The organism is Sinomonas mesophila, assembly GCF_001999765.1.
Lineage (GTDB): Bacteria > Actinomycetota > Actinomycetes > Actinomycetales > Micrococcaceae > Sinomonas > Sinomonas mesophila.
The window spans coordinates 23,853-49,598 of sequence record NZ_KV908324.1 but is presented as its reverse complement, the minus strand read 5'-3'; the positions used below and the strand labels follow the sequence as shown (position 1 = coordinate 49,598).

General features: G+C 72.6%; 24 protein-coding genes. 17 read left to right on the top strand and 7 right to left on the bottom strand.

The window, feature by feature from the left end; genetic code table 11:
- Nucleotides 1-49: 49 nt before the first annotated feature.
- From BV907_RS04060 to BV907_RS03985, 16 genes are all read left to right on the top strand, one after another.
- The gene (locus BV907_RS04060; RefSeq protein ID WP_077488461.1) at nucleotides 50-1,069 is read left to right on the top strand and encodes a tRNA (adenine-N1)-methyltransferase; all 1,020 of its coding nucleotides are present in this window, start codon (nucleotides 50-52) and stop codon (nucleotides 1,067-1,069) included.
- Between the two features lie 176 nt (nucleotides 1,070-1,245).
- Nucleotides 1,246-2,997, top strand: coding sequence for a proteasome ATPase (gene arc, locus BV907_RS04055; protein WP_077488650.1), 1,752 nt, complete (start codon nucleotides 1,246-1,248; stop codon nucleotides 2,995-2,997).
- A gap of 8 nt (nucleotides 2,998-3,005) precedes the next feature.
- Complete coding sequence (gene dop / locus BV907_RS04050; RefSeq protein ID WP_245827790.1) at nucleotides 3,006-4,658, top strand: depupylase/deamidase Dop; 1,653 nt, start codon at nucleotides 3,006-3,008, stop codon at nucleotides 4,656-4,658.
- Between the two features lie 156 nt (nucleotides 4,659-4,814).
- Nucleotides 4,815-5,018: a ubiquitin-like protein Pup gene (locus BV907_RS04045; RefSeq protein ID WP_077488460.1), complete on the top strand. Its 204-nt coding sequence runs from the start codon at nucleotides 4,815-4,817 to the stop codon at nucleotides 5,016-5,018.
- Between the two features lie 7 nt (nucleotides 5,019-5,025).
- A complete protein-coding gene (gene prcB, locus BV907_RS04040) occupies nucleotides 5,026-5,835 on the top strand; it encodes a proteasome subunit beta (protein WP_077488459.1) in 810 nt (269 codons plus the stop codon).
- Between the two features lies 1 nt (nucleotide 5,836).
- Nucleotides 5,837-6,532: a proteasome subunit alpha gene (gene prcA, locus BV907_RS04035; RefSeq protein ID WP_077488458.1), complete on the top strand. Its 696-nt coding sequence runs from the start codon at nucleotides 5,837-5,839 to the stop codon at nucleotides 6,530-6,532.
- A complete protein-coding gene (gene pafA / locus BV907_RS04030; protein WP_077488457.1) occupies nucleotides 6,533-7,909 on the top strand; it encodes a Pup--protein ligase in 1,377 nt (458 codons plus the stop codon).
- Between the two features lie 80 nt (nucleotides 7,910-7,989).
- Nucleotides 7,990-8,910, top strand: coding sequence for an FKBP-type peptidyl-prolyl cis-trans isomerase (locus BV907_RS04025; protein WP_077488456.1), 921 nt, complete (start codon nucleotides 7,990-7,992; stop codon nucleotides 8,908-8,910).
- A gap of 40 nt (nucleotides 8,911-8,950) precedes the next feature.
- A complete protein-coding gene (locus tag BV907_RS04020) occupies nucleotides 8,951-9,346 on the top strand; it encodes an FKBP-type peptidyl-prolyl cis-trans isomerase (RefSeq protein ID WP_077488455.1) in 396 nt (131 codons plus the stop codon).
- An 80-nt stretch (nucleotides 9,347-9,426) separates the two neighbouring features.
- A complete protein-coding gene (locus BV907_RS04015) occupies nucleotides 9,427-11,418 on the top strand; it encodes a helix-turn-helix transcriptional regulator (protein WP_077488454.1) in 1,992 nt (663 codons plus the stop codon).
- Nucleotides 11,419-11,428: 10 nt separating this feature from the next.
- Entirely contained in the window at nucleotides 11,429-11,785 is a 357-nt protein-coding gene (locus tag BV907_RS04010; protein WP_077488453.1) for a hypothetical protein, read from the top strand.
- Nucleotides 11,786-11,812: 27 nt separating this feature from the next.
- The gene (gene tatA, locus BV907_RS04005; RefSeq protein WP_077488452.1) at nucleotides 11,813-12,088 is read left to right on the top strand and encodes a Sec-independent protein translocase subunit TatA; all 276 of its coding nucleotides are present in this window, start codon (nucleotides 11,813-11,815) and stop codon (nucleotides 12,086-12,088) included.
- Between the two features lie 44 nt (nucleotides 12,089-12,132).
- Nucleotides 12,133-12,927: a twin-arginine translocase subunit TatC gene (tatC, locus tag BV907_RS04000; RefSeq protein ID WP_077488451.1), complete on the top strand. Its 795-nt coding sequence runs from the start codon at nucleotides 12,133-12,135 to the stop codon at nucleotides 12,925-12,927.
- A 26-nt stretch (nucleotides 12,928-12,953) separates the two neighbouring features.
- Nucleotides 12,954-15,983, top strand: a complete 3,030-nt coding sequence (locus BV907_RS03995; RefSeq protein ID WP_077488450.1) for a DEAD/DEAH box helicase — start codon at nucleotides 12,954-12,956, stop codon at nucleotides 15,981-15,983.
- Nucleotides 15,984-16,040: 57 nt separating this feature from the next.
- On the top strand, nucleotides 16,041-17,687 hold the full coding sequence (locus BV907_RS03990) for an amidohydrolase (RefSeq protein WP_077488449.1): 1,647 nt from the start codon (nucleotides 16,041-16,043) through the stop codon (nucleotides 17,685-17,687).
- Nucleotides 17,688-18,052: 365 nt separating this feature from the next.
- The gene (locus tag BV907_RS03985; RefSeq protein WP_077488448.1) at nucleotides 18,053-18,784 is read left to right on the top strand and encodes a polyprenol monophosphomannose synthase; all 732 of its coding nucleotides are present in this window, start codon (nucleotides 18,053-18,055) and stop codon (nucleotides 18,782-18,784) included.
- A gap of 74 nt (nucleotides 18,785-18,858) precedes the next feature.
- Here BV907_RS03985 and BV907_RS03980 read toward each other — a convergent pair whose 3' ends face one another.
- The 4 genes from BV907_RS03980 to yczR form a co-directional block, all read right to left on the bottom strand.
- The gene (locus BV907_RS03980; RefSeq protein WP_077488447.1) at nucleotides 18,859-19,203 is read right to left on the bottom strand and encodes an RNA polymerase-binding protein RbpA; all 345 of its coding nucleotides are present in this window, start codon (nucleotides 19,201-19,203) and stop codon (nucleotides 18,859-18,861) included.
- 135 nt (nucleotides 19,204-19,338) lie between these two features.
- Nucleotides 19,339-20,457, bottom strand: a complete 1,119-nt coding sequence (locus BV907_RS03975) for an SPFH domain-containing protein (RefSeq protein ID WP_245827788.1) — start codon at nucleotides 20,455-20,457, stop codon at nucleotides 19,339-19,341.
- Nucleotides 20,458-20,501: 44 nt separating this feature from the next.
- A complete protein-coding gene (locus BV907_RS03970; RefSeq protein WP_077488446.1) occupies nucleotides 20,502-20,966 on the bottom strand; it encodes an NfeD family protein in 465 nt (154 codons plus the stop codon).
- Between the two features lie 101 nt (nucleotides 20,967-21,067).
- Nucleotides 21,068-22,462: a MocR-like transcription factor YczR gene (gene yczR, locus BV907_RS03965; RefSeq protein WP_077488445.1), complete on the bottom strand. Its 1,395-nt coding sequence runs from the start codon at nucleotides 22,460-22,462 to the stop codon at nucleotides 21,068-21,070.
- A gap of 60 nt (nucleotides 22,463-22,522) precedes the next feature.
- On the opposite strand from yczR, the gene yczE reads away from it, so the two are divergent.
- A complete protein-coding gene (gene yczE, locus BV907_RS03960; protein ID WP_077488444.1) occupies nucleotides 22,523-23,257 on the top strand; it encodes a membrane protein YczE in 735 nt (244 codons plus the stop codon).
- Here yczE and BV907_RS03955 read toward each other — a convergent pair.
- The 3 genes from BV907_RS03955 to BV907_RS18200 are packed head-to-tail and all read right to left on the bottom strand — an operon-like array spanning nucleotide 23,235 to nucleotide 25,737.
- Nucleotides 23,235-24,068 (bottom strand): methyltransferase domain-containing protein, encoded by an 834-nt coding sequence (locus tag BV907_RS03955; protein WP_077488443.1) that lies wholly within the window; start codon nucleotides 24,066-24,068, stop codon nucleotides 23,235-23,237. The two genes, yczE and BV907_RS03955, sit on opposite strands and share 23 nt — an antisense overlap.
- A gap of 58 nt (nucleotides 24,069-24,126) precedes the next feature.
- Entirely contained in the window at nucleotides 24,127-24,801 is a 675-nt protein-coding gene (locus BV907_RS03950) for a peptide deformylase (protein WP_077488442.1), read from the bottom strand.
- 48 nt (nucleotides 24,802-24,849) lie between these two features.
- Nucleotides 24,850-25,737 carry a LysR family transcriptional regulator gene (locus BV907_RS18200; protein ID WP_175637363.1) on the bottom strand — a complete coding sequence of 296 codons (888 nt, stop codon included), beginning with the start codon at nucleotides 25,735-25,737 and terminating at the stop codon, nucleotides 24,850-24,852.
- Nucleotides 25,738-25,746: the final 9 nt, after the last annotated feature.

The window sequence follows — 25,746 nt, the reverse complement described above, 5'->3', positions numbered from 1 at the left end:
TCCCCAGAACCTTCCGCCGGTGCGCCCGGCGGACCGCAGAGAGGACACCATGATCCACAGCACCCAGCCCGTCGCGGCGGAGGGCCCCGTCGGGGCGGCCCTCCGCCGCGGCCCCTTCCGTGTCGGCGAGCGCGTGCAGCTGACCGACGAGCGGGGCCGCATGAACACGGTCACCCTCTCCGAGGGGGGCGCGTTCCACACCCACAAGGGCTTTCTGAACCACAGCGAGATCATCGGCCGCCCGGACGGCTCGGTCGTGACGAACACCGCGGGGCACCAGTACCAGGCCCTGCGCCCGCTCCTGTCGGACTTCGTCCTGTCGATGCCGCGCGGAGCCGCCGTCGTCTACCCCAAGGATGCGGGCCAGATCGTGACGATGGCCGACATCTTCCCCGGCGCGCGCGTCGTCGAGGCAGGCGTCGGCTCGGGCGCGCTCTCGATCTCCCTCCTGCGTGCCGTGGGCGACGGCGGGTACCTCCACTCGTTCGAGCGGCGCCAGGAGTTCGCGGACATCGCGCGCGGCAACGTCGAGACCATCTTCGGCGGGCCCCACCCCGCATGGCGCATCTCGCTCGGGGACTTCCAGGACGAGGTGGTCAAGGCCGAGGAGCCGGGCAGCGTGGACCGCGTGGTCCTGGACATGCTCGCCCCCTGGGAATGCCTCGACGCGGTCGCGACCGTGCTCACCCCGGGGGGCGTGTGGATCAACTACGTCGCGACCGCGACCCAGCTCTCCCGCACCGCGGAGGCCATCCGCGCCGACGGCCGCTTCACCGAGCCCGACGCGTGGGAGTCGATGGTGCGCGGCTGGCACCTCGAGGGTCTCGCCGTGCGGCCCGAGCACCGCATGGTCGGGCACACGGGCTTCCTCCTCGTCACGCGGCGCCTCGCCGAGGGCGTCGAGCCGCTCGTGCGCAAGAAGCGGGCCAAGGCGGAGTTCAGCGACGAGGATCTCAACGCGTGGACCCCGGCGTCGGTGGGGGAACGCCCTGTCTCGGACCGCAAGCTCCGCCGGGCCGCCCGCGACGCCCGTGCAGGGGTCCCCGACCAGGGCACAGCGGAAGACTGACACGCTCTGTCCACCATCCGGAAACCCGGTGTAACTGTTTTGTTCCAAGCCGATTCGCTCGGGTTCGCAGGGCGTGGGGCGCGCTAGTGTCTTTTCATCAGGGCGCGTCCGGGTAGGACTCGGATGCAGGGTGGACCGCAAGGTCCGGCCCGCGGGTGGAGAAGGATGTGATCGCGATGGCAGAGAACGACAAGGCGGGGAACGGCCGTGAGGCGGTGCCGCCTGCGGCACACGCCGAGCAGCTGAGCATCGCCGAGCGCCAGATCAATGTCCTCCGGGACAAGCTGCGCGCCGTCGACCGGCAGCTCGCCTCAGCGACGAGCAACAACACCCGGATGACGGAGATGCTCCAGACCGCCAAGGCCGAGATCCAGCGGCTCAAAGCGTCCCTCGAGCACGAGGGCCAGCCGCCGTACAGCTTCGGCAGCATCGTGCAGATCAACCGCAAGCGGCCGGCCGGGGGCGCCTCCGCCGCCGTGACGGACGAGAGCGTCGATGTCGTCAGCTCGGGCAGGAAGATGCGCGTGGGCCTGAGCCCGCTCGTGTCCGTCGCCGACCTGAGCATCGGCCAGGAAGTCCTCCTCAACGAGGCCTTCGAGGTGGTCGCGGCCCTCGGCTTCGAACGCTCCGGCGAGCTCGTGACGATCAAGGAGCTCCTCGGCCGCGATCGCGTCCTGGTGATCGGCCGGGGGGACGAGGAGCGCGTCCTGCGCCTCTCGAGCCCGCTGCAGCTCGAGCGGCTGCGCGTGGGCGACGCCGTGTCCGTGGACAACCGCACCGGGTGCGCGCTCGAGAAGGTGCCGCGCTCCGAGGTCGAGAACCTTGTCCTCGAAGAGGTGCCGGACATCAGCTACCAGGACATCGGCGGGCTCGCTTCGCAGATCGAGCAGATCCGCGACGCCGTCGAGCTGCCGTTCCTCCATCCGGACCTCTACCGCGAGCACGGGCTCAAGGCCCCCAAAGGCATCCTGCTCTACGGCCCGCCGGGGTGCGGCAAGACCCTCATCGCCAAGGCGGTCGCCAACTCCCTTGCCGTCCGTGCCATGGAGCGGGCGGGCACGCAGGACGTCAAGAGCTACTTCCTGAACATCAAGGGCCCCGAGCTCCTCGACAAGTACGTGGGCGAGACGGAGCGGCACATCCGCCTCATCTTCTCCCGCGCCCGCGAGAAGGCCTCGGATGGCAGCCCTGTTGTGGTCTTCTTCGACGAGATGGACTCGCTCTTCCGCACCCGCGGGACGGGAGTGTCCTCCGATGTCGAGACGACCATCGTCCCGCAGCTGCTCAGTGAGATCGACGGCGTCGAGCGTCTCGACAACGTCATCGTCATCGGCGCGTCGAACCGCGAGGACATGATCGACCCGGCGATCCTGCGGCCGGGCCGCCTCGACGTGAAGATCAAGATCCACCGGCCCGACGCCGAGGCGGCCTCGGACATCTTCTCGAAGTACCTCACCGAGGACCTCCCGATCCACCCCGAGGACCTCGCGGAGCACGGCGGCGACGTCAAGAGCACGGTCACGATGATGATCCAGCGCACGGTCGAGGCGATGTACGCGACCGACAAGTCCACCGAGTACCTCGAGGTCACCTACGCCAACGGCGACACCGAGATCCTGTACTTCAAGGACTTCAACTCGGGCGCCGTGATCCAGAACGTCGTGGACCGGGCCAAGAAGGCCGCGATCAAGGACCTCCTCACGACAGGCTCGAAGGGCCTGCGCATGGACCACCTCCTGCGCGCGGTCGCCGAGGAGTTCCGCGAGCACGAGGACATGCCGAACACGACCAACCCGGACGACTGGGCGCGGATCTCGGGCAAGAAGGGCGAGCGGATCACCTATATCCGCACTATCGTCCAGGGCAAGGGCGGCACCGAGCCCGGCCGTACGATCGAGACGACCTTGAGCACCGGGCAGTACCTGTAAGGGGGACGATGAGCAGCGACACGAGCCCCGGCCTCGCGGCCGGGGGAGCCCTGCGCGTCATGGGCTCGGAGACGGAATTCGGCATCCACGCGCCGTCGGCGCCCGGGGCCAACGCGACGTACCTGTCCTCGCAGGTCATCGCCGCCTACTCGCGGCTCACGCGCGGCAGGGGCGGCGGCGGGGGCGCCGAGGCCGGGACCGGCTGGGACTATACGGATGAGACGCCGCTGCGGGACGCGCGCGGGTGGACCGTGTCGCGAGGCCAGGCGCACCCGGACCAGCTCACCGACATCGAGCCCGTCCTGACGGCAGAGGCGGTCGCCCTCGCCCACGGGCCCGCGGAGATCGAGCTCGACGGGGACCAGGAGCCTGCGCTCATGAACCTCGTCCTCGGCAACGGGGCCCGGCTCTACGTCGACCACGCCCACCCCGAGTACTCGAGCCCCGAGGTCACTAACCCCCGGGACGCGCTCGTGTGGGACCTCGCGGGCGACGCCGTCGCCCTCGCCGCCGTGCGGGCCCTCGCGGAGGACCGCGAACGCGGGCCCGTGAACCTCTACAAGAACAACACCGACGGCAAGGGTGCCTCGTACGGCTCGCACGAGAACTACCTCGTGCCGCGTTCCGTCCCCTTCGGCGAGCTCATCGCCGGACTCACACCGTTCTTCGTCTCGCGCCAACTCGTGTGCGGCGCCGGCCGGGTGGGCCTCGGCCAGGATGGGTCACGCCCCGGCTACCAGGTCAGCCAGAGGGCCGACTATTTCGAGGCCGAGGTGGGCCTTGAGACCACGATGCGCCGGCCGATCATCAACACGCGCGACGAGCCGCACGCCGTTGCGGACAAATACCGCCGCCTGCACGTGATCGTGGGCGACGCCAACGTCAGCCATGTCGCCAACTACCTCAAGTTCGGCACGACGGCCCTCGTCCTGAGCCTCATCGAGGCCGGGAAGGCGCCCCAGATCGAGGTCCACGACCCCGTCCCGGCCCTGCACAGGCTCAGCCACGACACGGGGATGACCGAGACCGTGCGGCTCATCGACGGGCGACGGCTCACGGGCCTCGAGATCCAGTGGATGTACTTCGAGGCCGCGGCCAAGCTCGCCGCGGACCAGGGCGTGGCCGCCGAGCACGGCGGCGACGGCCACACCGCCGAGGTGCTCCGCCGCTGGGAGGCCGCCCTGACCGACCTCGGCGGGAACCTCGACGCCGCGGCGACGTACGTCGAGTGGCTCGCGAAGCTGCGCGTCCTCGACGGGTACCGCAGCCGCGACGGGCTCGCGTGGGGCGACGCGCGGCTCGGCCTCGTCGACATCCAGTGGTCCGACGTGCGGCCCGAACGCGGCATCGCCCTCCGGCTCGCCGCCCGGGGAGCGCTCGAGACGATGGCCGATCCGGCGGCCGTGGCCGCCGCCGTCGTCGAGCCCCCCGAGGACACCCGCGCGTGGTTCCGGGGGAAGAGCATCCAGCACTTCCCCCGCGGAGTGGCGAGCGCGAGCTGGGACTCCGTCGTCTTCGCCCCGCCGAACAGCTACCGGCTCCAGCGCGTGCCGACCCGCGAGCCGCTCCGCGGGACCAAGGCGCTCACAGGCGCACTCTTCGCCGAGCACCCCGATCTCGAGGGCTTCCTCGCGGCCCTCCTCGGCGAACGGCACACGTAGCGACAGGCCAGCTCCGCGGCATGACGGCCATGCCCGTGACACCAGCGCGAAAAGTGACAGTATGGGAGGAAGAGGCGCCCGCCGCAGCCAGCGGCGGCGAGCCACAGCACAGACCACGGCGCCGCCGCCCGCGGCGCCCGACGCAAGGAGGCGGCCATGGCCGGTCAGGAGCACAAGAGCACTCAGCCTCGGGACGAGGAAGAGGCCGTCGAGGTCGAGGTTCCGACCCCCGCGCCCGGCGCCAGCCAGGACCAGGCGAACACCCAGGGTGTCGACGACCTCCTCGACGAGATCGACAACGTCCTCGAGACCAATGCGGAGGAGTTCGTGCGCGGGTTCGTCCAGAAGGGCGGCCAGTAGGCCCGGCATGAACGACTTCCTCGCCGAGCGCATCGTCGCCGCCGCGTCCTCGTCCTTCACCGAGCACCTGGCGGCGGCCAGGCCGGATCTCCTCCCCTTCAACCGGAGCCTTCCAGCGAATGCCTCGACGGCGACACCCCATGCCACGACGATCGTCGCGATGTCCTTCGCAGGCGGCGTCATCATGGCAGGTGACCGGCGCGCGACCATGGGCAACGTCATCGCGAGCCGCCACATCGAGAAGGTCTTCCCTGCCGACCGCTACTCGGTGCTCGGCATCGCCGGGAGCGCGGGCATCGCGATCGATGTCGCGCGCCTGTTCCAGGTCGAGCTCGAGCACTACGAGAAGATCGAGGGCATGCTCCTGAGCCTCGAGGGCAAGGCCACGCGGCTCGGGGCGATGATCCGCGGCAACCTGCCGCTCGCGCTCCAGGGACTCGCCGTCGTCCCGCTCTTCGCTGGCTTCGACCTGGAGTCCGGCGTCGGCCGGCTCTTCTCCTACGACGTCACGGGCGGGCGCTACGAGGAACTCGAGCACCACTCGGTGGGCTCCGGCTCCGTGTTCGCCCGGGGCGCGCTCAAGAAGCTCTGGCGGCCGGGCCTCGCCGAGGCCGACGCCGTGCGCACCGTCGTCGAGGCGCTCTACGACGCCGCCGACGATGACTCCGCCACGGGCGGCCCCGACCCCATTCGGCAGCTCTGGCCGGTCGTGTACACGGTGACGCGCGCCGGCGCCCGGCGCGTGCCCGAGCACGAGCTCGCCAGCGTCGCGGGCGAGCTCATCGCCGCGCGCAGCACCGCGGGACGGGAGGCCTGAGATGACCCAGCCGTTCTACGTCTCGCCCGAGCAGCTCATGAAGGACCGGGCGGACTTCGCCCGGAAGGGCATCGCCCGCGGCCGCTCCGTCGTCGTCATCAGCTGCCGCGAGGGCATCGCGCTCGTCGCCGAGAACCCCTCGCCGTCGCTGCACAAGATCGGCGAGATCTACGACCGGATCGCGTTCGCCGCCGTCGGCAAGTACAACGAGTTCGAGAGCCTGCGGCAGGCCGGCGTGCGCTACGCCGACGTGCGCGGCTACTCCTACGACCGCGAGGACGTCACCGGCAGGGGGCTCGCGAGCGTCTACGCGCAGAGCCTCGGGGCGGTCTTCACCGCCGAGCAGAAGCCCTTCGAGGTCGAGCTCACCGTCGCGGAGGTCGGGGACGACGTCGAGCACGACCACCTCTTCCGGCTCACGTTCGACGGCTCGATCGCCGACGAGCGCCGCTTCGTCGTCATGGGCGGCGCCGCGGAGCGCGTCGCGGAGGCCGTGATCGACGGCTGGAGCACCGAGGCGTCCTTTGGCGAGGCCATCCGGCTCGCCGCACGGGCGCTGCGGGAGGACCGCACGGAGCCGATCAGCCTCGAGGTCGCCGTCCTGGACCGGGACGCGGAGACGGCACGCGGCCTGCGCCGTGCGTTCCGCCGCATCACGGCCGACGAGCTCGTCACCCTCATGGACGGGACGGACTGAGTGGACCGCAGGATCTTCGGCGTCGAGACAGAATTCGGCATCGCCTATTCGAGCCCCAACGGGCGGCCGCTCGCGCCCGAGGAAGTGGCCCGGTACCTGTTCCGCAAGGTGGTCAGCTGGGGCAGGTCCTCGAACGTGTTCCTGGGCAACGGCTCGCGGCTGTACCTCGACGTCGGCTCCCATCCCGAGTACGCGACCGCCGAGTGCGACGACGTCGCGCAGCTCATCGCGCACGACCGGGCGGGCGAGCGGATCCTCGTGGACCTCATCGCCGAGGCGGAGCGCCGCCTGGCTGAGGAGGGCTTCGACGGCCACGTGTACCTCTTCAAGAACAACACGGACACGGCCGGGAACTCCTACGGCAGCCACGAGAACTACCTCATCCCGCGGCGCACCGAGTTCTCGCGCCTGGCCGAGATCCTCATCCCGTTCCTCGTCACGCGCCAGATCCTGTGCGGCGCGGGGAAGGTGCTGCGGACGGCGCACGGCCCCGTGTACGCGTTCTCGCAGCGCGCCGACCACATCTGGGAGGGCCTGTCCTCGGCGACCACGCGGTCACGGCCCATCATCAACACCCGGGACGAGCCCCATGCCGACGCCGAGCACTTCCGCCGTCTCCACGTGATCGTCGGCGACTCCAACATGTCCGAGACGACCACGATGATGAAGCTCGGCACCGTGGATCTCGTGCTGCGCATGATCGAGGCCGGGGTCATCATGCGCGACGCCCGCATGGAGAACCCGATCCGCAGCATCCGCGAGATCTCCCACGACCTGACGGGCCGCGCGCCCGTCCGGCTCGCGAGCGGCGGGCAGACCACCGCCCTGGACATGCAGCGCATGTACCTGTCCAAGGCGCACGAGTTCGTCGCCGCCAACGGGGCGCATACCCCGCATGTGGAGCGGATCCTCGAGCTCTGGGAGCGCACGCTCGACGCCGTCGAGTCCGGCGACACGCGCGGCATCGACACCGAGGTGGACTGGGCGATCAAGAAGAAGCTCATCGACCGCTACTGCGCGACGCACGGCGTCGACCTCGACTCGGCCCGGGTCGCCCAGCTGGACCTGACGTACCACGACATCAGCCCGGACCGGGGCCTGTACTTCCTCCTGCAGAAGCGCGGTGCCGCGGCGAGGGTCGTCGATGACGCGGCGATCGCCCAGGCGGCCCTGACGCCGCCGCAGAGCACGCGGGCCCGCCTGCGGGGACGGTTCGTCCAGGCGGCCCAGGCCGCGGGCGTCGACTACACGGTCGACTGGGTGCACCTCAAGCTCAACGACCGGGCCCACCACACGATCCTGTGCAAGGACCCCTTCGCGAACGAGGACCCGCGCGTGGACGAACTCCTCGACGCACTCAGGCCCTTCACAGGCTGAGCCGGTAGGCTTGACGCGGCCCTGACGGGCCCGGACCGCCGCCACGCGATGTGGTGGAACATCCCACAGGAAGTTGACCAGTGCGCCGTCTCATCGCCCTGCTGCTCCCGCTTGCCCTCTTCGTGGCGGGCTGCGGGAGCTCCGAGCCCACCAGCACGCCCGCCGGCCAGGTGGCCGCCTTCGATTCGCTCAAGGTGACGCCCGGCGAGAAGGCCCCCGCCGTGGAGTTCGACAAGCCGCTGTCCGTCAACGAGCAGACCATCAAGCTGGTCGATGAGGGCGACGGCGAGAGGGTCAAGGCTGGACAGACGGTCGAGATCGGGTACGTCGCCCTCAACGGCGCCGATGGCGCCGTCCTCGAGGACACCTTCGAGTCCGGCGCGACCGAGAAGCTCGAGCTCTCCGAGGAGCTCAAGACGAACGGCGCCGCCGTCTACAACGGCTTCGTCGGGGCCAAGGTCGGCTCGTACATCGCGTTCGCGTCGCCCCCGCAGCAGGCGATGGGGTCGGAGACCGCCCCCGCGGCGTCGACGCTCCTCGTGATCAAGGTGCTCTCGACGAAGGACACGCCGCAGCCGCTCTCCAAGCCCGAGGGCGACGCCGTCACCGAGCTCCCCGCGGGCCTGCCCAAGGTCACCGAGGACGGCAACGGCGTCCCGCAGATCGACGTCGCAGGAGCGGCGAAGCCCACCGAGCTCGTGGCCCAGGACCTCATCACCGGCCACGGCCAGACCGTCGCGGAGTCCGACACGATCGTCGCGAACTACGTCGGGGTGAACCTCGCCGATGGGGTCAAGTTCGACTCGAGCTTCGACCGCGGCCAGACAGCGACCTTCGGTCTCCAGCAGGTCATCCCCGGCTGGACCAAGGGCCTCGCCGGCAAGGCCGTCGGCTCCCGCGTGCTGCTCGTCATCCCGGCCGCGCAGGCCTACGGCGAGGAAGGCCAGGGCCAGGCCAAGGGCGACCTCGTGTTCGTCGTCGACATCCTCGGCATCAAGTAGGCTCTCCCACGGCACGAGCCCCCAGAAGTAAGGAGCACCCATGTCGTTCGGCAAGCGCGAGTACGACCGCACGAAGCCCGAGATCGACTTCCCCGAGGGCGAGGCCCCGGCCGAGCTCAAGATCGTCGACCTCATCGAGGGCGACGGCCGTGAGGTCGTCGCGGGGGATACCGTCTCGACCCACTACGTCGGCGTCGCCTGGTCCACGGGCGAGGAGTTCGACGCGTCCTGGAACCGCGGCACGCCGCTCGACTTCCGGGTCGGCGTCGGCCAGGTCATCCAGGGCTGGGACCAGGGCCTCCTCGGGATGAAGGTGGGCGGCCGCCGCCGCCTCGAGATCCCGTCCGAGCTGGCCTACGGCTCCCGCGGAGCCGGCGGGGCGATCGGCCCCAACGAGGCCCTCATCTTCGTCGTGGACCTCGTCGGCGTGCGCTGAGCGCGCTCTCTCGAGCACCGCGATCCGGGCGGCAGGCAGCTGGGCTGCCTGCCGCCCGGATCGCGTATAGCCTCGGACATGTGTCCGAAGCCAAGACCTCGCGCCTGCTGAACCTCCTCATCGCGCTCCTGCACACGGAGCGCGGGCTCTCCCGCGACCGGATCCTGCGGGACGTCTACGGACACACGGCCGAGCCGGGGCAGGACGGGCCGGCCCGGGAGCAGGAGGCCGTCCTGCGGCAGTTCGAGCGCGACAAGGCGGATCTGCGCTCGATGGGCGCCGACATCCAGGAGCGCGAGGGCTACGAGCGCATGGACAGCGCCGAGAAGGTCACGATGTACCGCGTGGACCCGACAGGGTTCCGGCTGCCGCCACAGCGGTTCACGGCCGAGGAGTCCACCTGGCTGGCCCTGGCCGCGCTCGCGTGCGACAGCGCCGTCGCCGGCCGCGAGGCGCAGCGGGCGCTGCGCCGGCTCGAGGCGGCCGGAGCGCTCCCCGAGACCCCGCCGTCCCAGGTCCAGCCGCGCGTCCGGCTCGACGAGCCGCACTGGGACATCCTCAGCGACGCGGCCGCGCGCGGAGCCGAGGTCGCCTTCGACTACCACGCCTCGAGCACGGGAGAGCTGCGCCGGCGCCGGGTCCAGCCCTGGGGCCTCGGCCAGCGCTTCGGCCAGTGGTACCTCGCCGGGCACGACGTCGACCGCGGCGCCCCGCGCGTCTTCCGCCTCTCCCGGATCCGCGGCACCGTCGCCGCGCACGCACCGGGTTCCTTCGCGCTGCCCGAGCCCGGGGCCGTGCGCCGCGCACTCGACGGCCTCGACGGACTGCCCGAGCGGACCGCGCGGCTGCGGGTCGCCGAGGACCGCGCCCTCGAACTCCGCCGCACGTGGGCTCCCACCGGCGCCGGGCCCGAGGGCTGGGACCGCGGCGACTTCGGGTTCCGGGACGTCTCCGTCGCTGCGGAGTGGCTCGCGGGCTTCGGCGACGCGGTCGTCGTCGAGGGGCCCGCGGAGCTCGCGCACGCCGTCGTCTCGCGGCTCGAGGGCGCGCTCCGGGCGCTCGGAACCCGCGGCGCGCGCGAGGCCGCCGTGACGAAGCCCCCGCGGAAGGTCACGAGCGGCAATGAGCGCCTCGAGCGGCTCATGGACCTCGTCCCCTTCCTGCTTGCGGGCCCAGCCTCGGTCGAGACCGTCGCGGAGCGGTTCGGGCTCACGGCGCAGCAGGTCCGCCAGGAGCTGCTCCTCCTCCAGGAGGCGGGGCCCATCGACTCCGCGGGCTTCCAGAGCTACATCGAGGTCATCGAGGACGAGGGCATCGTCAGCCTCGCCAACGCCGCCGAGCTCTCCCGCCCCCGCCGCCTCAGCGCGGGTGAGGCGGTCATCCTCCAGCTCGGCCTGCAGGCCCTGCTCCCGCTCGCCGAGGATTCCGCCAAGGAGTCCATCGGGCGGCTCATCGACAAGGTCGGCGCCGCCGCCGTCGTCGGCCGGGAGGGCCTGCCGCAGATCGACGTGCAGTCGGAGCCGCAGCGCAACGCCCAGCTCGTCCCCGCCCTCTACGCCGCGGCGACGGCGGGGGAGACGCTGCGCCTGACCTACCTCAACCCAACCAAGGACGAGGTCACCGAGCGCCTCGTCAACCCCCTCGGGATCCTGTCCGAGGGCAACCGCTGGTACCTCGATTCCTACTGCCACCGCGCCCGGGCGCGCCGGGTGTTCCGCATCGACCGGATCGAGTCCGTCGCCCCGGCCGAGCCGCTGCCCGTCCCGCCGGACTTCGAGCCGGGCGGGGACGCCCTCTTCACCCACCGTCCGAGCGACGTCGAGGCCGTCGTGCGGCTCGCCCCCGAGTCGCTCTGGGCCGAGGCCGCGTTCGGTGCGGAGGACGGCCGCGACCTCGAGGACGGGAGCCGACGCGTCAGCCTCCACGTGGCCGACGTCGCGTGGCTCGCCGCGTTCGTGGCCCAGTTCGGGGGCTCCGCCGCGCTCGAGGGGCCCGCTGAGGCCGTCGAGGCGTGCCGCGCGTGGCTTGCCCGGGCCCTGGCCGCGTACGGCGCGGAGGCGGGGACCGGATAGTCTGTCAAGCGTGCCATGGTGGTCGTGGGTCCTCATCTGGGTGTCTCTCCTTGCCTGCACGCTGCTCGTGCTCGTGCTCGGCGGCGTGCACATCGTCCGCAAGGGGCTCGCCCTCATGCGCGAGGTCGGGGAGGCCCTGGGGGAGTTCTCTCCGGCAGGACGCCCTACCCAAGGCCCCGAGGACGACGGCGGCACCCGCCCGGGTGCCCCAGTTCCCGGCAGCGCTGTGTTCGCCGACCCGGCCGCCATGCGCCTGGAGTACGCCGAGGGGCGCGAACGGCGCAGCGCGGCGCGGCGCGACCGCCGCGTCGAGCGCCGGCGCCTGCGCGGCCAGCCACAGTCCCTCAAGGACCTCGGGCTCATCTAGACTTGCAGCTGTACGAAAGGACTTCCTGTGTTCCGACCATTCGAAAACCCGTGGGTCATCCTGATCCTGGTCATCGTCGTCGTGCTCCTCTTCGCAGCCCCCAAGCTCCCGGGCATGGCCCGCAGCCTCGGCCAGTCGATGCGGATCCTCAAGTCCGAGGTCAAGGAGATGAAGAACGACGGCAAGGAGTCCGGGACGGCAGGCCAGGCCGGCACCGATGCGCCCGTCGAGGGCAAGGTCATCCCGCCGAAGCGCGACGACCAGGCTGACGGCGGCGCCTCCGGGCCGTCCGCACGCGCCTGAGCGTGGCCGCAGGCAAGGGCAGGAAGGCCAACCCTGAAGGCCGGATGCCCCTGCTCGAGCACCTCCGGGAGCTCAAGAACCGCCTCATCAAGGCGCTCATCGGCCTGGCCGTGGGCGCCGTCGGTGGGTGGTTCCTCTACGACCCGCTCATTGTCGCGCTGCAGGAGCCGGTCAACAGGATCTCAGAGCACACCGGCGGAATCTCGGCGCTGAACTTCCCGAGCATCGCCTCGGCCTTCGACTTCAAGATCCAGATGGCGGTCATGATCGGCCTGGTCATCTCGAGCCCCGTGTGGATATACCAGGTGTGGGCCTTCGTGATGCCCGGCCTCACCACCAAGGAGAAGCACTACTCGCTCGGCTTCATGGTCGTCGCGGTGCCGCTGTTCCTCCTCGGGATCTTCATGGGCTGGACCGTGCTGCCGCAGATCGTGCACGCCCTGACCCAGTTCACCCCCGCGTACGTGAACAACCAGATCGACGTGCGCGAATACGTCGAGTTCGTCACGCGGCTCCTGCTCTCCCTCGGCATCGCCTTCATCGTGCCCGTGGGCCTCGTGGCGGCGAACATGATCGGCGTCCTGCCCGGCAAGGTGATCCTCAAGGCCTGGCGCATCACGGTCTTCCTCGTGTTCGTCCTCTCGGCGATCGCCGCCCCCGGCGCGGACGCGCTCTCCATGTTCATGCTCGCCGTGCCCCTCCTCGTGCTGTTCTTCGCGGCGATCGGCATCTGCCTGCTCAACGACCGGCGCCGCGAGCGCCGGCGGGCCAAGGCAGCGGCGGAGACGGACGCCGCGGCGGGCGTCGCCACCTCCCGCGAGGACCTCGAGAAGTTCTGAGCCCGGCGGGGGACTACGCTGGTGCCATGTCCATGGCCGCCGAGAACCCGTCCCCCGCCGAGCGCTACGCGGCAGCCGCGGAGCGCAGGGCGTTCGCCAAGACGGAATTGGGCGCCTTCGCCGCCCGGATCGACTTCCCGCTCGACGAGTTCCAGAAGGAGGCGTGCCGGGCCCTCGAGGCCGGGCGCGGCGTGCTCGTCGCGGCCCCCACCGGCGCCGGCAAGACGATCGTCGGGGAATTCGCGGTGCACCTGGCCCTCGCGCAGGGCCTCAAGGCGTTCTACACGACGCCGATCAAGGCCCTCTCGAACCAGAAGTACACCGACCTGGCAGCCGTCCACGGCCCGGACCGCGTCGGACTGCTCACGGGCGACACGACCATCAATGGCGACGCCCCCATCGTCGTCATGACGACTGAAGTCCTGCGCAACATGCTGTACGCGGACTCGGACACGCTCATCGGGCTCGGCTATGTCGTCATGGATGAGGTCCACTACCTCGCGGACCGCTTCCGCGGAGCGGTGTGGGAGGAGGTCATCATCCACCTCCCCCAGGATGTCAGGGTCGTCTCCCTCAGCGCGACCGTCTCCAACGCCGAGGAGTTCGGCGCGTGGCTCGACACGGTGCGCGGCGAAACCGACATCATCGTCTCCGAGCACCGGCCCGTCCCGCTGTGGCAGCACGTCCTCGTGGGGCGGCAGCTCGTGGACCTCTTCGCGACCCGCAGCGATTTCGAGGCCCTCGCCGACGCCCACGACGCGACCCGCGGCGAGGCCGGGACCGACGAGTCGGCGGCGGCCGCACCGGGCGGGACGGCTGGCCTTCCGCGCGATGCCGGCCCGCAGCCCCGCGTGCGGTCCGCGGCCGTGAGCGAGCTCTCCGCCGTCAACCCAGAGCTGGTCGACCTCGCCCGCCGCGAGACGCAGCAGCAGTACCGCGGCCGCTTCGGCCACGGCGGGCGGGCGCGCCGCCGCGAGGAGCGCCAGCGCGGCGAGAAGCAGTCGATGCGCACCGGCCCGGGCCGCGCCGACGAGGCCCCGCCGCTCGCGGGCACGCGCACGAGCAGGCCGCAGATGGTCCAGACGCTCGAGCGCCGGGGGCTCCTGCCCGCGATCGACTTCATCTTCTCCCGCGCGGGCTGTGACGCCGCCGTCCAGCAGTGCCTCGATGCGGGGCTGGACCTGACGAGCGAGAGCGAGCGCGCCGAGATCTCCGCCACGGTCGAGGAGGCCGCGCGGGACATCCCGCCCGCCGACATGGCCGTCCTCGGGTTCTGGGCCTGGCGCGAGGGTCTCCTCCGAGGCATCGCCGCGCACCACGCCGGCCTCCTGCCCACGTTCAAGGAGGTCGTCGAGAAGCTCTTCGTGGCAGGCCTCGTCAAGATCGTTTTCGCGACTGAGACCCTCGCGCTGGGCATCAACATGCCCGCGCGCAGCGTCGTGATCGAGAAGCTCGAGAAGTTCAACGGCGAGGCGCACGTCGACATCACGGCGGGGGAGTACACCCAGCTCACCGGCCGCGCAGGGCGCCGCGGAATCGACGTCGAGGGCCACGGCGTCGTGCTGTGGCGCCCCGGGCTCGACCCGGCTGCCCTCGCGGGCCTCGCGTCGCGCCGTACGTACCCGCTCAACTCGAGCTTCCGGCCCACGTACAACATGAGCATCAATCTCGTGGCCCAGTTCGGCCGCGAGCGCGCCCGCGAGATCCTCGAGAGCTCCTTCGCCCAATTCCAGGCCGACCGCTCCGTCGTCGGCCTCGCCCGCCAGGTCCGCAGCCGGGAGGAGTCCCTCGCAGGCTACGAGAAGGCCATGACCTGCCACCTCGGGGACTTCTCCGAGTACGCCAAGATTCGCCAAGAGCTCTCGGAGGCGGAGAAGTTCGCCTCGCGCGAGTCCGGCAGGGCCCGCCGGGCCATGACCCTCGACTCGCTCGCCCGGCTCGCGGCCGGCGACGTGGTCGAGATCGGCGAGGGCAGGCTCTCGGGCAGCGCCGTCGTCCTCGCGCCGGACACGAACGGCCGAGACCCGCGGCCCCAGGTGCTCACGGCGGAGAACAGCCTCCGCCGCATCGGCCTGCAGGACATCGCCGGACCCGTCGAGCCGGTCGCGCGGATCCGCATCCCCAAGCATTTCGACCCCAAGCGGCCCAAGGACCGGCGCGACCTCGGCGCCTCCCTGCGCCACGCCGTCGAGCGGGCCCACACTGGCGCCGAGACGGGCCGCCGCGGAGCGAAGCGCTCGCGCCGGGACTTCGCCTTCGCCGACGGCTACGAGGACACCGAGCGGCGCATCCAGGACCTGCGGCGGCGGCTCCGCCAGCACCCCTGCCACGGCTGCGCCGAGCGGGAGGACCACGCCCGCTGGTCCGAGCGGTGGATCAAGCTGCGGAAGGAGACCGACAGGCTCCTCGGCCAGATCCAGGGCCGGACGAACACGATCGCCAAGACCTTCGACCGGGTCTGCGAGGTCCTCGCCGCGTACGGCTGCCTCGACGACGAGGGAGCTGCCGGGACGGGCACCATGGGCACACTGCGCGCCGGGGGCGTCTCGCCCGCGGGCCAGCAGCTGCGCCGCATCTACGGCGACCGCGACCTGCTCACGATGCTCGCCCTGCGCGCGGGGGCGTTCGACGACGTCGACGCCGCGGAGCTCGCGGCCCTGACGAGCGTGCTCGTCTACCAGGCCAAGCGGGAGGAGCGGGGCCTGCCGCCGAAGATGCCGAGCGTCTCGCTGGACATCGCGTTCGACGTCGTCCTGCGCGAGTGGTCCCAGCTGGAGGACGCCGAGGAGCAGCACCGGCTGCCCCGCACCGCGGAGCCGGAGTTCGGCCTCGTGTGGCCCGTCTACAAATGGGCGCGCGGCCGCGAGCTGCAGAACGTCCTCTCCGGCACCGACCTCGCGGCCGGCGACTTCGTCCGCTGGGTCCGGCAGGTCATCGACCTGCTCGATCAGCTCGCCGACGTCCCCGGCATCGAACACCGCGTGTCCCGCCTCTGCCACGAGGCGATCCGCACGCTGCGCCGCGGCGTCGTCGCGTACTCCGCTGTCGCGGAATAGCCGCCGAACCATCCACCGCAGGAACCATGCCGCGGCGTGCCCGCGGCGGATCGAGGAATGCCCATGCCAGAGCGCGCGCTCACCCTGTACCGCAACGGCTCGGTCTACTCGGCCGCCGACCCCTTCGCCTCGGCGATGCTCGTCGACGGCGGGACGGTCGCCTGGCTCGGATCAGAACAGGCGGCCTCCTCGATCGCGGACTCCTCGATGCGGATCGTGGACCTCGACGGCGCGCTCGTCGCTCCCGGCTTCGTCGACTCGCACGTCCACCTCTCCGACACGGGCGAGGCCCTCGCCTCGCTGGACCTCTCCGGCGTGCGCTCGGCCGCTGGGCTGCTCGAGGCCCTCGAGTCGGCCGCCGGCGCGGGCGATGGCGGGACGGCGGGCGTGCTGCGCGGCCACGGGTGGGACGAGTCCCGCTGGGACGACCAGACCCTGCCGACGTCGGAGGAACTCGCGCGCGCGGCGGGCGGCCGCGCCGTCTTCCTCACCCGGGTCGACGTGCACTCAGCGCTGGTCTCGCCCGCCCTCGCTGCCTCGGCCGGGCTCTCGGGCCTGGATGGAATGGACGACGGCGGGCCGCTCGCCGTGCGCGAGGCCCTCTCCGCGGCCCGCGCGGCGGCGCGTCCGACCGACCCCGACGACATCCGCGCCCTGCACTCCGCGGCCCTCGCGCACGCCGCCGCCACGGGGCACGTCGCCGTCGTCGAGCAGGCCGCCCCGCACCTCGGCGGCGCCGACGACCTGCGCGCGCTCGCCGCCCGCGGGGGCGCCGCGGACGAGCCCGAGGTGCTGGCCTACTGGGGGCAGCTCGTGGGCAGCGCCCGGGAGGGCCGGGAGGTCCTCGACGGGCTGGGCGCGCCCGTGCTCGGCCTCGCGGGCGACCTCACCGTGGACGGGTCGATCGGGAGCCGCACGGCCCTGCTCAGGGCGGACTACGCCGACGCGCCGGGGCACCGCGGCCATGGCTACCTCACGGCGGGGCAGATCGGCGAGCACGTCGCCGCGTGCACCGAGCTCGGCGTGCAGGCCGGGTTCCATGTGATCGGCGACGGCGGGCTCGACCGCGTGCTCGACGGCTTCCGGCGCGCCGCGGACGCCGTCGGCTCGGACCGGGTCCGGGCAGCCGGCCACCGGCTCGAGCATGCCGAGATGGTCGGCGAGGCCGAGGCTGCCGCGCTGGCCGCACTCGCCGTGACCGTGAGCGCCCAGCCGCTCTTCGACGCCGCGTGGGGCCACGCGGGGGGGCTCTATGAGCGGCGGCTCGGATCCCGCCGCGAGGGCATGAACCCCTTCGCCCGGCTCCTGGCAGCGGGCGTGCCCGTGTGCTTCGGCTCGGATTCGCCCGTATGCGCCATGTCCCCGTGGGACACCGTCAGGGCCTGCCTGACGCACTCGGATCCGGACCAGCGCATCTCTGCCCGGGCCGCGTTCATCGGGCACACACGGGCGGCCTGGCGGGCCCTCCGGCACGCCGACCCGCTCATGGGCCAGCTCGTGCCCGGCGCACCCGCGAGCTTCGCGGTGTGGCGGGCGGACGAGCTCATGGTGCAGGTCGCCGACGACCGTGTCCAGGCCTGGAGCACCGACCCGCGCGCCCGGACGCCCCTCCTGCCGGCTCTGGACACAGAGAACGACCCCGAGTGCCTCCAGACCGTGCACCGCGGCCGTGAGCTCTACCGGCGCAGCGGCTTCGGGGCGTGAACCCCGGGCCCGGCGCCTGATTTCCCTTGTCTTTTCCCCCGTCCGGCGGCGTGTGCGACACGCCGGGCCGACGAGGGCAAACACGCGGAAGCCCAGATGAACGGGCGGTTGACACGGGACACACACCCCGTAGGATCGTTGTTCATCGGGCCTTTGCCGCCTGCGGCTGGCCCGGTCCCGTCCGCTCCACCGACGGGGCACGGCACGGGGCAGGCCTGTGTGTCAGTAGAAAACAGTTCGGGGGACTGACCAGCTGCCGGCCCCGCGTACTGGCCCGAAGACGCATAGGCCTGCCTGCTGCTGGATATAATGGGCAGTCGCGCCCCCATGGCGCCACCCTCATCCAGCTCCGAAAGGCCGACTGCGTGCGCATTCTCACGATCATCCCGACCTACAACGAGCTCGAGTCCTTGCCCAAGACGCTGGGGCGCCTGCGCTCTGCCGTGCCGGCGTCGGACGTGCTCGTGGCGGATGACAACAGCCCTGACGGGACCGGCGCGCTGGCCGACAGGATTGCGGCCGAGGACCCCCAGGTGCACGTCCTGCACCGCAAGGGCAAGGAGGGCCTCGGCGCCGCGTACATCGCCGGCTTCCGCTGGGCCCTCGAGCGCGGCTACGACGTCGTCGTCGAGATGGACGCCGACGGGTCGCACCAGCCTGAGCAGCTCCCGTCGCTCTTGACGGCGATCGACGGCGGGGCCGACCTCGTGATCGGCTCCCGGTGGGTCAAGGGGGGCTCGGTGGTCAACTGGCCCTTCTACCGCCAGCTCATCTCCCGCACCGGCAGCACCTACGCCCGGCTCATGCTCGGGCTCAAGCTCAAGGACATCACCGCCGGCTACCGCGCCTTCCGCCGCGAGACCCTCGAGAAGCTCGACTTCGACTCGATCGAGTCGAGGGGGTACGGCTTCCAAGTCGACCTCGCGTGGCGCATCGCGAAGATGGGCCTGACCGTGGTCGAGGTGCCTGTGACGTTCGTCGAGCGCGAGCTCGGGAGCTCCAAGATGAGCGGCAACATCGTCCTGGAAGCCATGGTCAACGTGACCAGATGGGGCCTCGCCGAGCGCCTCGGGCAGCTTGCCGGCCGCGGCCGCTGACCCAAGCGACACGAAGGGGGCGGGAACCTGATGGTTCCCGCCCCCTTCGCGCTTCTGTGTCGGCGCGGCCGGCGTCAGCCGGCCTGCTCGCCCCGGCGGCTGCGGAGCAGCTCGAGGCGGTCGGCCAGGATCTGCTCGAGCTCGGGGATGCTGCGGCGCTCGAGCAGCATGTCCCAGTGGGTGCGGACGGCCTTTTCGGCGATGTCCGCCGGGCGCTCCCCGTCGACGAGGAACGCCTCCTTGCCCGTCTTGGACGTCCAGACAGGCGGGATCTCGGCCTCGGAGGAGAACGTGACGAACACCTGCTCGCCGTCCTCGCACCGGTACTCGACGCGCTGGCGCGGGGCCGGCTCGACGCCAGCCTCCGTCTCCATGGACTGTGCACCCAGACGCATGCCGCGCAGGCTGCGGTCGCTCATTTCTACTCCCTCACGTTCTGCCGGCCGCACGGGCCCGGCGAAATAGCCAACGCCTGTGGGCGCCCCCGTGTTCCCGGGGTCCGCGGCGGACGTTCCATTATAGGTGGGCGAGGAGGTCGGCGTTGGCCAGCTCGCTCAGGGGCGGGGTCCGGCGTAGGGCGAGCCCGCGCCGTCGTCCCCCTCCGCGGGCGAGGCGCCGAGGTACCCCTGCGCCTCGAGGTCCAGCTGGGTCGGCGCGGCCGCCTGCTCCTCGAAGGCGCGGGCGTCCTCTTCGAGGCTCGCCCCGGGGGCCTCCTCGAGGGCCTCCTCCCGGGCCTCGGCGGGCGCTGGCCCGGCCGGGCGGCCCTCCGGCGCCTGGCCCTCTGCCGCTTGGGCGACGTTGCCGATCATGCCCCCGATCCCGCGCAGCGCCTCTCCGACCTCGCTGGGGATGATCCACAGCTTGTTGGACCCGCCCTCGGCGATCTTCGGCAGGATCTGGAGGTACTGGTATGCGAGCAGCTTCTGGTCCGGGTTGCCGCGGTGGATCGCCTCGAAGACCTTCTGGATCGCCTGCGACTCGCCGTCGGCCTTGAGGACGGCGGCCTTGGCCTGGCCTTCGGCCCGGAGGATCTGCGACTGCCGCTCGCCCTCCGCCGTGAGGATGGCCGACTGCTTCGTGCCCTCCGCCGTGAGGATCGCGGCGCGGCGGTCGCGCTCGGCGCGCATCTGCTTCTCCATCGAGTCCTGGATCGAGTGCGGCGGGTCGATCGCCTTGAGCTCGACACGGGAGACGCGCAGGCCCCAGCGGCCGGTCGCCTCGTCCAGGACGCCGCGGAGCTGCCCGTTGATCTGGTCGCGCGAGGTGAGCGCCTCCTCGAGGTTGAGGCCGCCGACGACGTTGCGCAGCGTCGTGATCGTGAGCTGCTCGACCGCCTGGATGTAGTTGGCGATCTCGTACGTGGCCGCGCGCGGATCAGTCACCTGGAAGTAGACGACCGTGTCGATCGAGACGACGAGGTTGTCGGAGGTGATGACAGGCTGGGGCGGGAACGAGACGACCTGCTCGCGCAGGTCCAGCAGGGGCAGGAGCCGGTCGACGAACGGGATGAGCAGCGTCAGGCCCGGGTTGAGCGTGCGCTGGTACTTTCCGAGGCGCTCGACGACGCCGGCCCGCGCCTGCGGGATGATCCGCACCGAGCGCACGAGCACCGTCGCGACGAAGGCGATGAGCGCGATGAGCAGGGCGGTGAGCAGGAATCCTGCCGGGTCCATGGTTCCCCCTTCGATGGTTTTCTCTTCCGGCCCGGTCTGGGCCGTCAGCTGCGGTAGGGCGAGGTGCTGCCGCTCGGGGCGACGACGGCGGTTGCGCCGTCGATCGCGACGACCGTGACGGTGTCTCCAGGGAGGAACTCCCCGCGCTCGGCGCGCGCCGTCCACACGTCGCCGCCGATCTTCACGAGGCCACGGTGCGCGTCGACGGGCTCGACGACGGTCGCAGGCGCGCCCACGAGCCGGTCGATGTTGGTGCGCGCGTCCTCGATGCCAGGGCGCATGTGACGCATGGCGATCGGCCGGACGAACGCGATCATGGCCACGGAGACGAGCGCGAAGACGACGCCCTGGAGCCACGCGGGTCCGCCGAGGAGCGCCGCGACGAAGGCGGCGAGGGCGCCGCCGGAGAGCATGACGAAGACGAGGCTCAGGCTCACCATCTCGACGCCGGCCAGCACGAGGGCGAGGCCGAGCCACACCATCCATCCGTACTGAGCGAACCAGTCCATCGTTCCCCCTGCCGTACCGCGCGTGTGTGCTTCCACACTAGCCCAGCGCGGGGCCTCGGCAAGCGACTTTCCGGGGGTGGGGCGGGGACGCCCCGGACGGTTCAGACGGTCACCAGCGGGGACGGAGCGGGCGCGGAGCGCCCGCTGTCCGCGGCCGTTCTGAGGGCGGCGACGGCGGCGCGCAGATCGTCCGGCGGGGACGTGAACGGCAGCCGCAGACGGTGCTCGAAGGCCCCGTGCAGGCCGAACCGGGGGCCTGCCGTGAGGGCGACCCCGTAGGCCCGCGCCGCGAGCGCGAGCCGGGACGAGGACCACGGCGAGCAGTCGAGCCACAGCGCCATCCCGCCGTCGGGCTCCGCGACCCGCCACTCGGGGAAGTGCTCGGCGAGGGCCCCCGTGAGGGCGGACAGGCCCGCGCGCAGGCGCGCGCGGCGCTCGGCCACGAGCAGGCCCTCCCGGGCGAGCAGCTCGGCGGCGACGAGCTGCTCGAACACGGGCGTTCCGAGGTCGAGGCTCGTGCGCACCTGCGCGAGCCGGCCGATGAGGGCCCGCGGGGCGCGGATCCAGCCGACCCGGAGTCCGCCCCATGCGAGCTTGGACAGCCCGCCCACGGTGACGGCCGCGGACGAGTGTGCGGCGAGCGGCGGCAGGGGGCCGCGGGACATGTCGAGGAGCCCGGTCGTCTCGTCGGCGACGAGCACGGTCCCGTGCCGGGCGGCGAGGCGGGCGAGCCGCTCCCGGCCCTCGACGGTCATGCTCGCCGCCGTCGGGTTGTGGAAGTCGGGCATGACGTATGCGAGGACGGGGCCCGCGGCGAAGGCGGCCTCGGCGGCCTCGAGGTCCCAGCCGGCGGCGGAGACCTGGATCGCCCCGAGCCGCGCGCGGGCTGCCAGGAGCGTGTCCATCGCGTGCGGATACGTGGGCTGCTCGACGAGCGCCCGGTCGCCGGGGGAGAGGAGCACTCGGGTCAGGAGCGCGATGGCGCTCTGGACCCCAGAGGTCACCATGACCTGCTCCGGCTCCGTGGGCAGGCCGCGGCGGCGGAAGTGCTCGGCCACGGCGACGCGGAGGCGGGGCAGGCCGACGGGCTCGTACCCGCTCGTGCCGAGCAGCGCGCCGATCTCGGCGCCCGCCCGGGCGAAGCACTCGCCCACGACGCTCGCGGCGGGCATGGCGGCCTTCGACAGGTCCAGGGCGCCGCCCTCGTCCGGCGCCGCGACGGCCGGGGCGGCCGGGATCGAGACATAGCTCCCGGATCCGCGCACACTCTCGAGGCACCGAAGCTCGCGCAGCCGCGCGTAGGCGCCGGCGACAGTCGTCCGGCTCAGGGACAGGGCCTGGGCGAGCTCGCGCTCGGCGGGCAGCCGGGTCCCGTCGAGGATGCGGCCGTCGAGCGCGAGGAGCCGGATCCGCTCCGCGAGCTCGGCGTACGCCGGGCCGGAGCCCCGCCAGGGTCCGAGGAGCGCTGCGAGGCGCGGTGCCGTGATGCTGGCCATGGGGCCAGCGTAGCCGAATTGGCCCTGTCGGAGGATGCCAATTGTGGCCAAGCTGGGTCAATGGCTCCCTTGACCGCGTTCCTCACCAGCCGCCGCCTGACTGTGCGGCTCGTCCGCCTGTACCTCGGGCTCATCGCCTACGGCATGGCGATCGCCCTGCTGCTGCGCTCGGGCCTCGGCTCGTCACCGTGGGACGTCCTCGGCCAGGGCGTCGCGCGGGCCACGGGACTGAGCTTCGGGGCCGCGACGGTCGCCATCAGCCTCGCCGTCCTGATCCTGTGGATCCCCCTGCGCGAGCGGCCCGGCTGGGGCACGCTCTCCAACGCGGCCCTGATCGGCGTGCTCGCGGACCTCGGGCTCGCATGGATCCCCGCCGCGGAGGGCCTCGCCTGGCAGGCCGCGTGGCTCGCCGGCGGGCTGTGGCTCCTGGCCCTCGCCTCGGCGCTCTACATCGGAGCGGGCCTTGGCCCCGGGGCGCGGGACGGGCTCATGACCGGGCTCGTGCGCCTGACGGGGCGGCCGGTCTGGGCCGTGCGCTCGGCGATCGAGCTCACGGTCGTGCTCGCCGGCTGGCTGCTCGGCGGCACGGTCGGGATCGGCACGGCGGTGTTCGCGTTCGGCATCGGGCCCCTCGTGCAGGCGGCGCTGCGGCTCCTGCGCGTGGACCTCACCCAGCGCCCAGGGCGGCGCCCGGAGCAGCGCACGACGTCGGGCCCCGGGCCCGCGGCGGTGCCGCCGGCGTCGGGAGTTGCGGTGGGGGACTCGCAGCCGATCAGCGGCGGCGCAGCACGCTGAGTTCGACGGCCCCCGTTGCCTCCACTCGGCGGGCGCCGAGCCGCGCGAGGACCTGGTCCCGGTCGGCGTGGTGCCCGGCGGGCCCCATGAGGGCGAGGTCCGCGGCCTCCTCCGGGGCGAGGGAGAGCGGCATCGTGACGCGCCGCCGCGCGACCGGCTCGTAGGCCCCTTCCGCCTCGCGCTCGAGCGCGTCGGCCTTGCCCGCGGGCACGTCGAGCATCGGCAGCCGGTCCCGGAGCTCGGCGAGGTGCTCCGGCAGCGGGGTCACGACGCACAGGAGCCCGCCGGGGCGCGTGACCCGGGCGAACTCGGGCAGGTTCCGCGGGGCGAACACGTCGAGCACGGCGTCGACGCTCGCGTCCGGGAGCGGCAGGGGCCGCCACAGGTCCCACACGACCGCGGCCACTCCTGGGACCTTCGCGGCGCGGCGCAGCGCGTGCGGGGAGAGGTCGAGCGCGACGGCGCGCGCCCGCCGTCGTGCGCCGAGCACGGCGGCGAGGTAGTAGCCCGTCCCCGCGCCCGCGTCCAGGAGGGCGGCGTCCTCGGGCAGTCCGGCGCAGGCCTCGGCGAGCGCCTCCGCCGCCGGAGCGAAGTGCCCTGCCGCGAGGAAGCGCTCCCGGGCCTGGACCATGGCCGGCGTGTCTGGGGTCAACCGGCTCCCGCGGCCCGTGAGGAAGTTGACGTAGCCCTGCCGCGCCGCGTCGAAGCGGTGGCCAGCCGTGCACACGAGGGACCTCGGCCCGCTCGCGGAGGCGTCCCAGCCCGTCCCGCAGTGCGGGCACAGCAGGAGCGCGCGGGCATCGGAGAGCATGGCCACCATCGTAGCCGCGGACCGCGCCCGGCCCCGCGCCGGGGCGGACGCCGGTCCGCTAGAAGCCGAGAGCCCGGGCCGCGCGCTCGGGCGTCGGCTGCGCCCACCGGGCCGCGTACTCCTCGTTCGAGCACAGCGAGCGCGGCTCGGCCCGGTCCAGGTAGAGCGTGCCGTTGAGGTGGTCCGTCTCGTGCTGGACGATCCTCGCCTGCCACCCGGAGAACTGCGCCGAGCGCGAGGACCCGTCCGGCGCCGTCCAGCGCGCCTCGACGCGGGCCGCGCGCCGCACGACGGCGGTGTACCCGCGCACGGACAGGCAGCCCTCGAAGAACGATGCCCGTCCGTCGTCGAGCGGAACATACGCAGGATTGAGGACGGCGGTGAACGGCAGGGGCGCGCGCTCCCGGGTCCGGGCCACGTCCTCGTCCGCGGCCCACATGTCCTCGAGGACCGCGAGCCGCAGCGGCAGGCCGATCTGGGGCGCGGCCAGGCCCACGCCCGGGGCCGCGTGCATGGTGCGGCGCATGACGTCGATGAGGGCCGCGAGCAGCGCCGCGTCGAGCTGCCCGTCGAACGTCTCGGCCACCATCCGCAGCACGGGGTGCCCGGCCTGGACGATGGGCGGCAGGCCGTCGGCACCCACGATCTCGGCGGCGGCCTCGGCGAGGCGGGCGGGGCTCCAAGCGTGCTGGATGCCTGCGTGAGTCGGGGCGTTCTCTGGCGCGGTGCTCATGGGGACAGGGTAGGCGCAGCGGACGTGTCAGCGTCCTGCCCGCCAGGCCTACCCGGCGGGCAGGACGATCCGCAGGAAGTCCTGCGCCGAGCGGGACAGCGGCGGCCCCGCGGGCCACACCGCCCGCAGCACCCGGCCGAGCCGCAGCGCCGGCGTCGGGACCTCGGCGAGGCGTCCGCTGCGCAGCGCGGGCAGCACCGCGAGCCGGCTCACGACGCCGGGCCCCAGCCCGGCCGCGACGCTCGCCGCGAGCGCGGCGTTGCTCCCGACCTCGAACCGCGGGCCGGTCCCATGCGGGGCGAGGGCAGCGTCCGCCGTCTGGCGCGTCCCCGACCCCGGCTCCCGCACCACGAGCCCTGCCGCGGCGACCGCCTCGGGCGGGACGTCGCCGTCGTGCGCCCAGGCGTGGTCCGGGCGCACGACGACGACGAGCTCGTCCCGCGCGACGTCGAGGTAGCGGAAGCCCGTCTGCACGGTGGGGCCCTCGACGAAGCCGAGGTCCGCCGCGCCGGAGCGGAGCCGCTCGAAGACGGCGTCGGAGTTGCCGACGTCGAGGGTGGCCGTGACGCCCGGGAGGCGCTGCTGGGCGGCGGCAAGCCACGCGGGCATGAGGTGCTCCGCGACCGTGAGCGAGGCGCACAGGTGCAGGGCGCCGCGCTCGGCCTCGAGGGCCGCGACGGAGCGGGCGATGCCCTCCGCCGACTCGACCAGCTCCGCGGCGAGGCCCGCCACGACGCGCCCGCGGTCGGTCAGCTCGGTCCCGCGGGGGGTGCGCCGCGCGAGGGCGAAGCCCGCCGAGCGCTCCATCTGCTCGAGCAGGCGGGAGGCGTTGGGCTGGGCCATGCCCGTGGCTCGGGCGGCCGCGCCGATGCTGCCGTGCTCGGCGACGGCCGCGAGCAGCCGGTAGTGCCGCAGGTCCCAGTCGCGCACGCTCATATCATCAGC

Coding starts and splice junctions, on each gene's coding strand:
- BV907_RS03950 (WP_077488442.1), bottom strand. CDS start 24,801: ATGAGCACCGCGCCAGAGAACGCCCCGACTCACGCAGGCATCCAGCAC.
- yczR (WP_077488445.1), bottom strand. CDS start 22,462: ATGGCCAGCATCACGGCACCGCGCCTCGCAGCGCTCCTCGGACCCTGG.
- BV907_RS04045 (WP_077488460.1), top strand. CDS start 4,815: ATGGCCGGTCAGGAGCACAAGAGCACTCAGCCTCGGGACGAGGAAGAG.
- arc (WP_077488650.1), top strand. CDS start 1,246: ATGGCAGAGAACGACAAGGCGGGGAACGGCCGTGAGGCGGTGCCGCCT.
- dop (WP_245827790.1), top strand. CDS start 3,006: ATGAGCAGCGACACGAGCCCCGGCCTCGCGGCCGGGGGAGCCCTGCGC.
- prcB (WP_077488459.1), top strand. CDS start 5,026: ATGAACGACTTCCTCGCCGAGCGCATCGTCGCCGCCGCGTCCTCGTCC.
- yczE (WP_077488444.1), top strand. CDS start 22,523: ATGGCTCCCTTGACCGCGTTCCTCACCAGCCGCCGCCTGACTGTGCGG.
- BV907_RS04020 (WP_077488455.1), top strand. CDS start 8,951: ATGTCGTTCGGCAAGCGCGAGTACGACCGCACGAAGCCCGAGATCGAC.
- prcA (WP_077488458.1), top strand. CDS start 5,837: ATGACCCAGCCGTTCTACGTCTCGCCCGAGCAGCTCATGAAGGACCGG.
- BV907_RS03955 (WP_077488443.1), bottom strand. CDS start 24,068: ATGCTCTCCGATGCCCGCGCGCTCCTGCTGTGCCCGCACTGCGGGACG.
- BV907_RS18200 (WP_175637363.1), bottom strand. CDS start 25,737: ATGAGCGTGCGCGACTGGGACCTGCGGCACTACCGGCTGCTCGCGGCC.
- tatC (WP_077488451.1), top strand. CDS start 12,133: ATGCCCCTGCTCGAGCACCTCCGGGAGCTCAAGAACCGCCTCATCAAG.
- BV907_RS03995 (WP_077488450.1), top strand. CDS start 12,954: ATGTCCATGGCCGCCGAGAACCCGTCCCCCGCCGAGCGCTACGCGGCA.
- BV907_RS03980 (WP_077488447.1), bottom strand. CDS start 19,203: ATGAGCGACCGCAGCCTGCGCGGCATGCGTCTGGGTGCACAGTCCATG.
- BV907_RS04060 (WP_077488461.1), top strand. CDS start 50: ATGATCCACAGCACCCAGCCCGTCGCGGCGGAGGGCCCCGTCGGGGCG.
- BV907_RS03990 (WP_077488449.1), top strand. CDS start 16,041: ATGCCCATGCCAGAGCGCGCGCTCACCCTGTACCGCAACGGCTCGGTC.
- BV907_RS03975 (WP_245827788.1), bottom strand. CDS start 20,457: ATGGACCCGGCAGGATTCCTGCTCACCGCCCTGCTCATCGCGCTCATC.
- BV907_RS03970 (WP_077488446.1), bottom strand. CDS start 20,966: ATGGACTGGTTCGCTCAGTACGGATGGATGGTGTGGCTCGGCCTCGCC.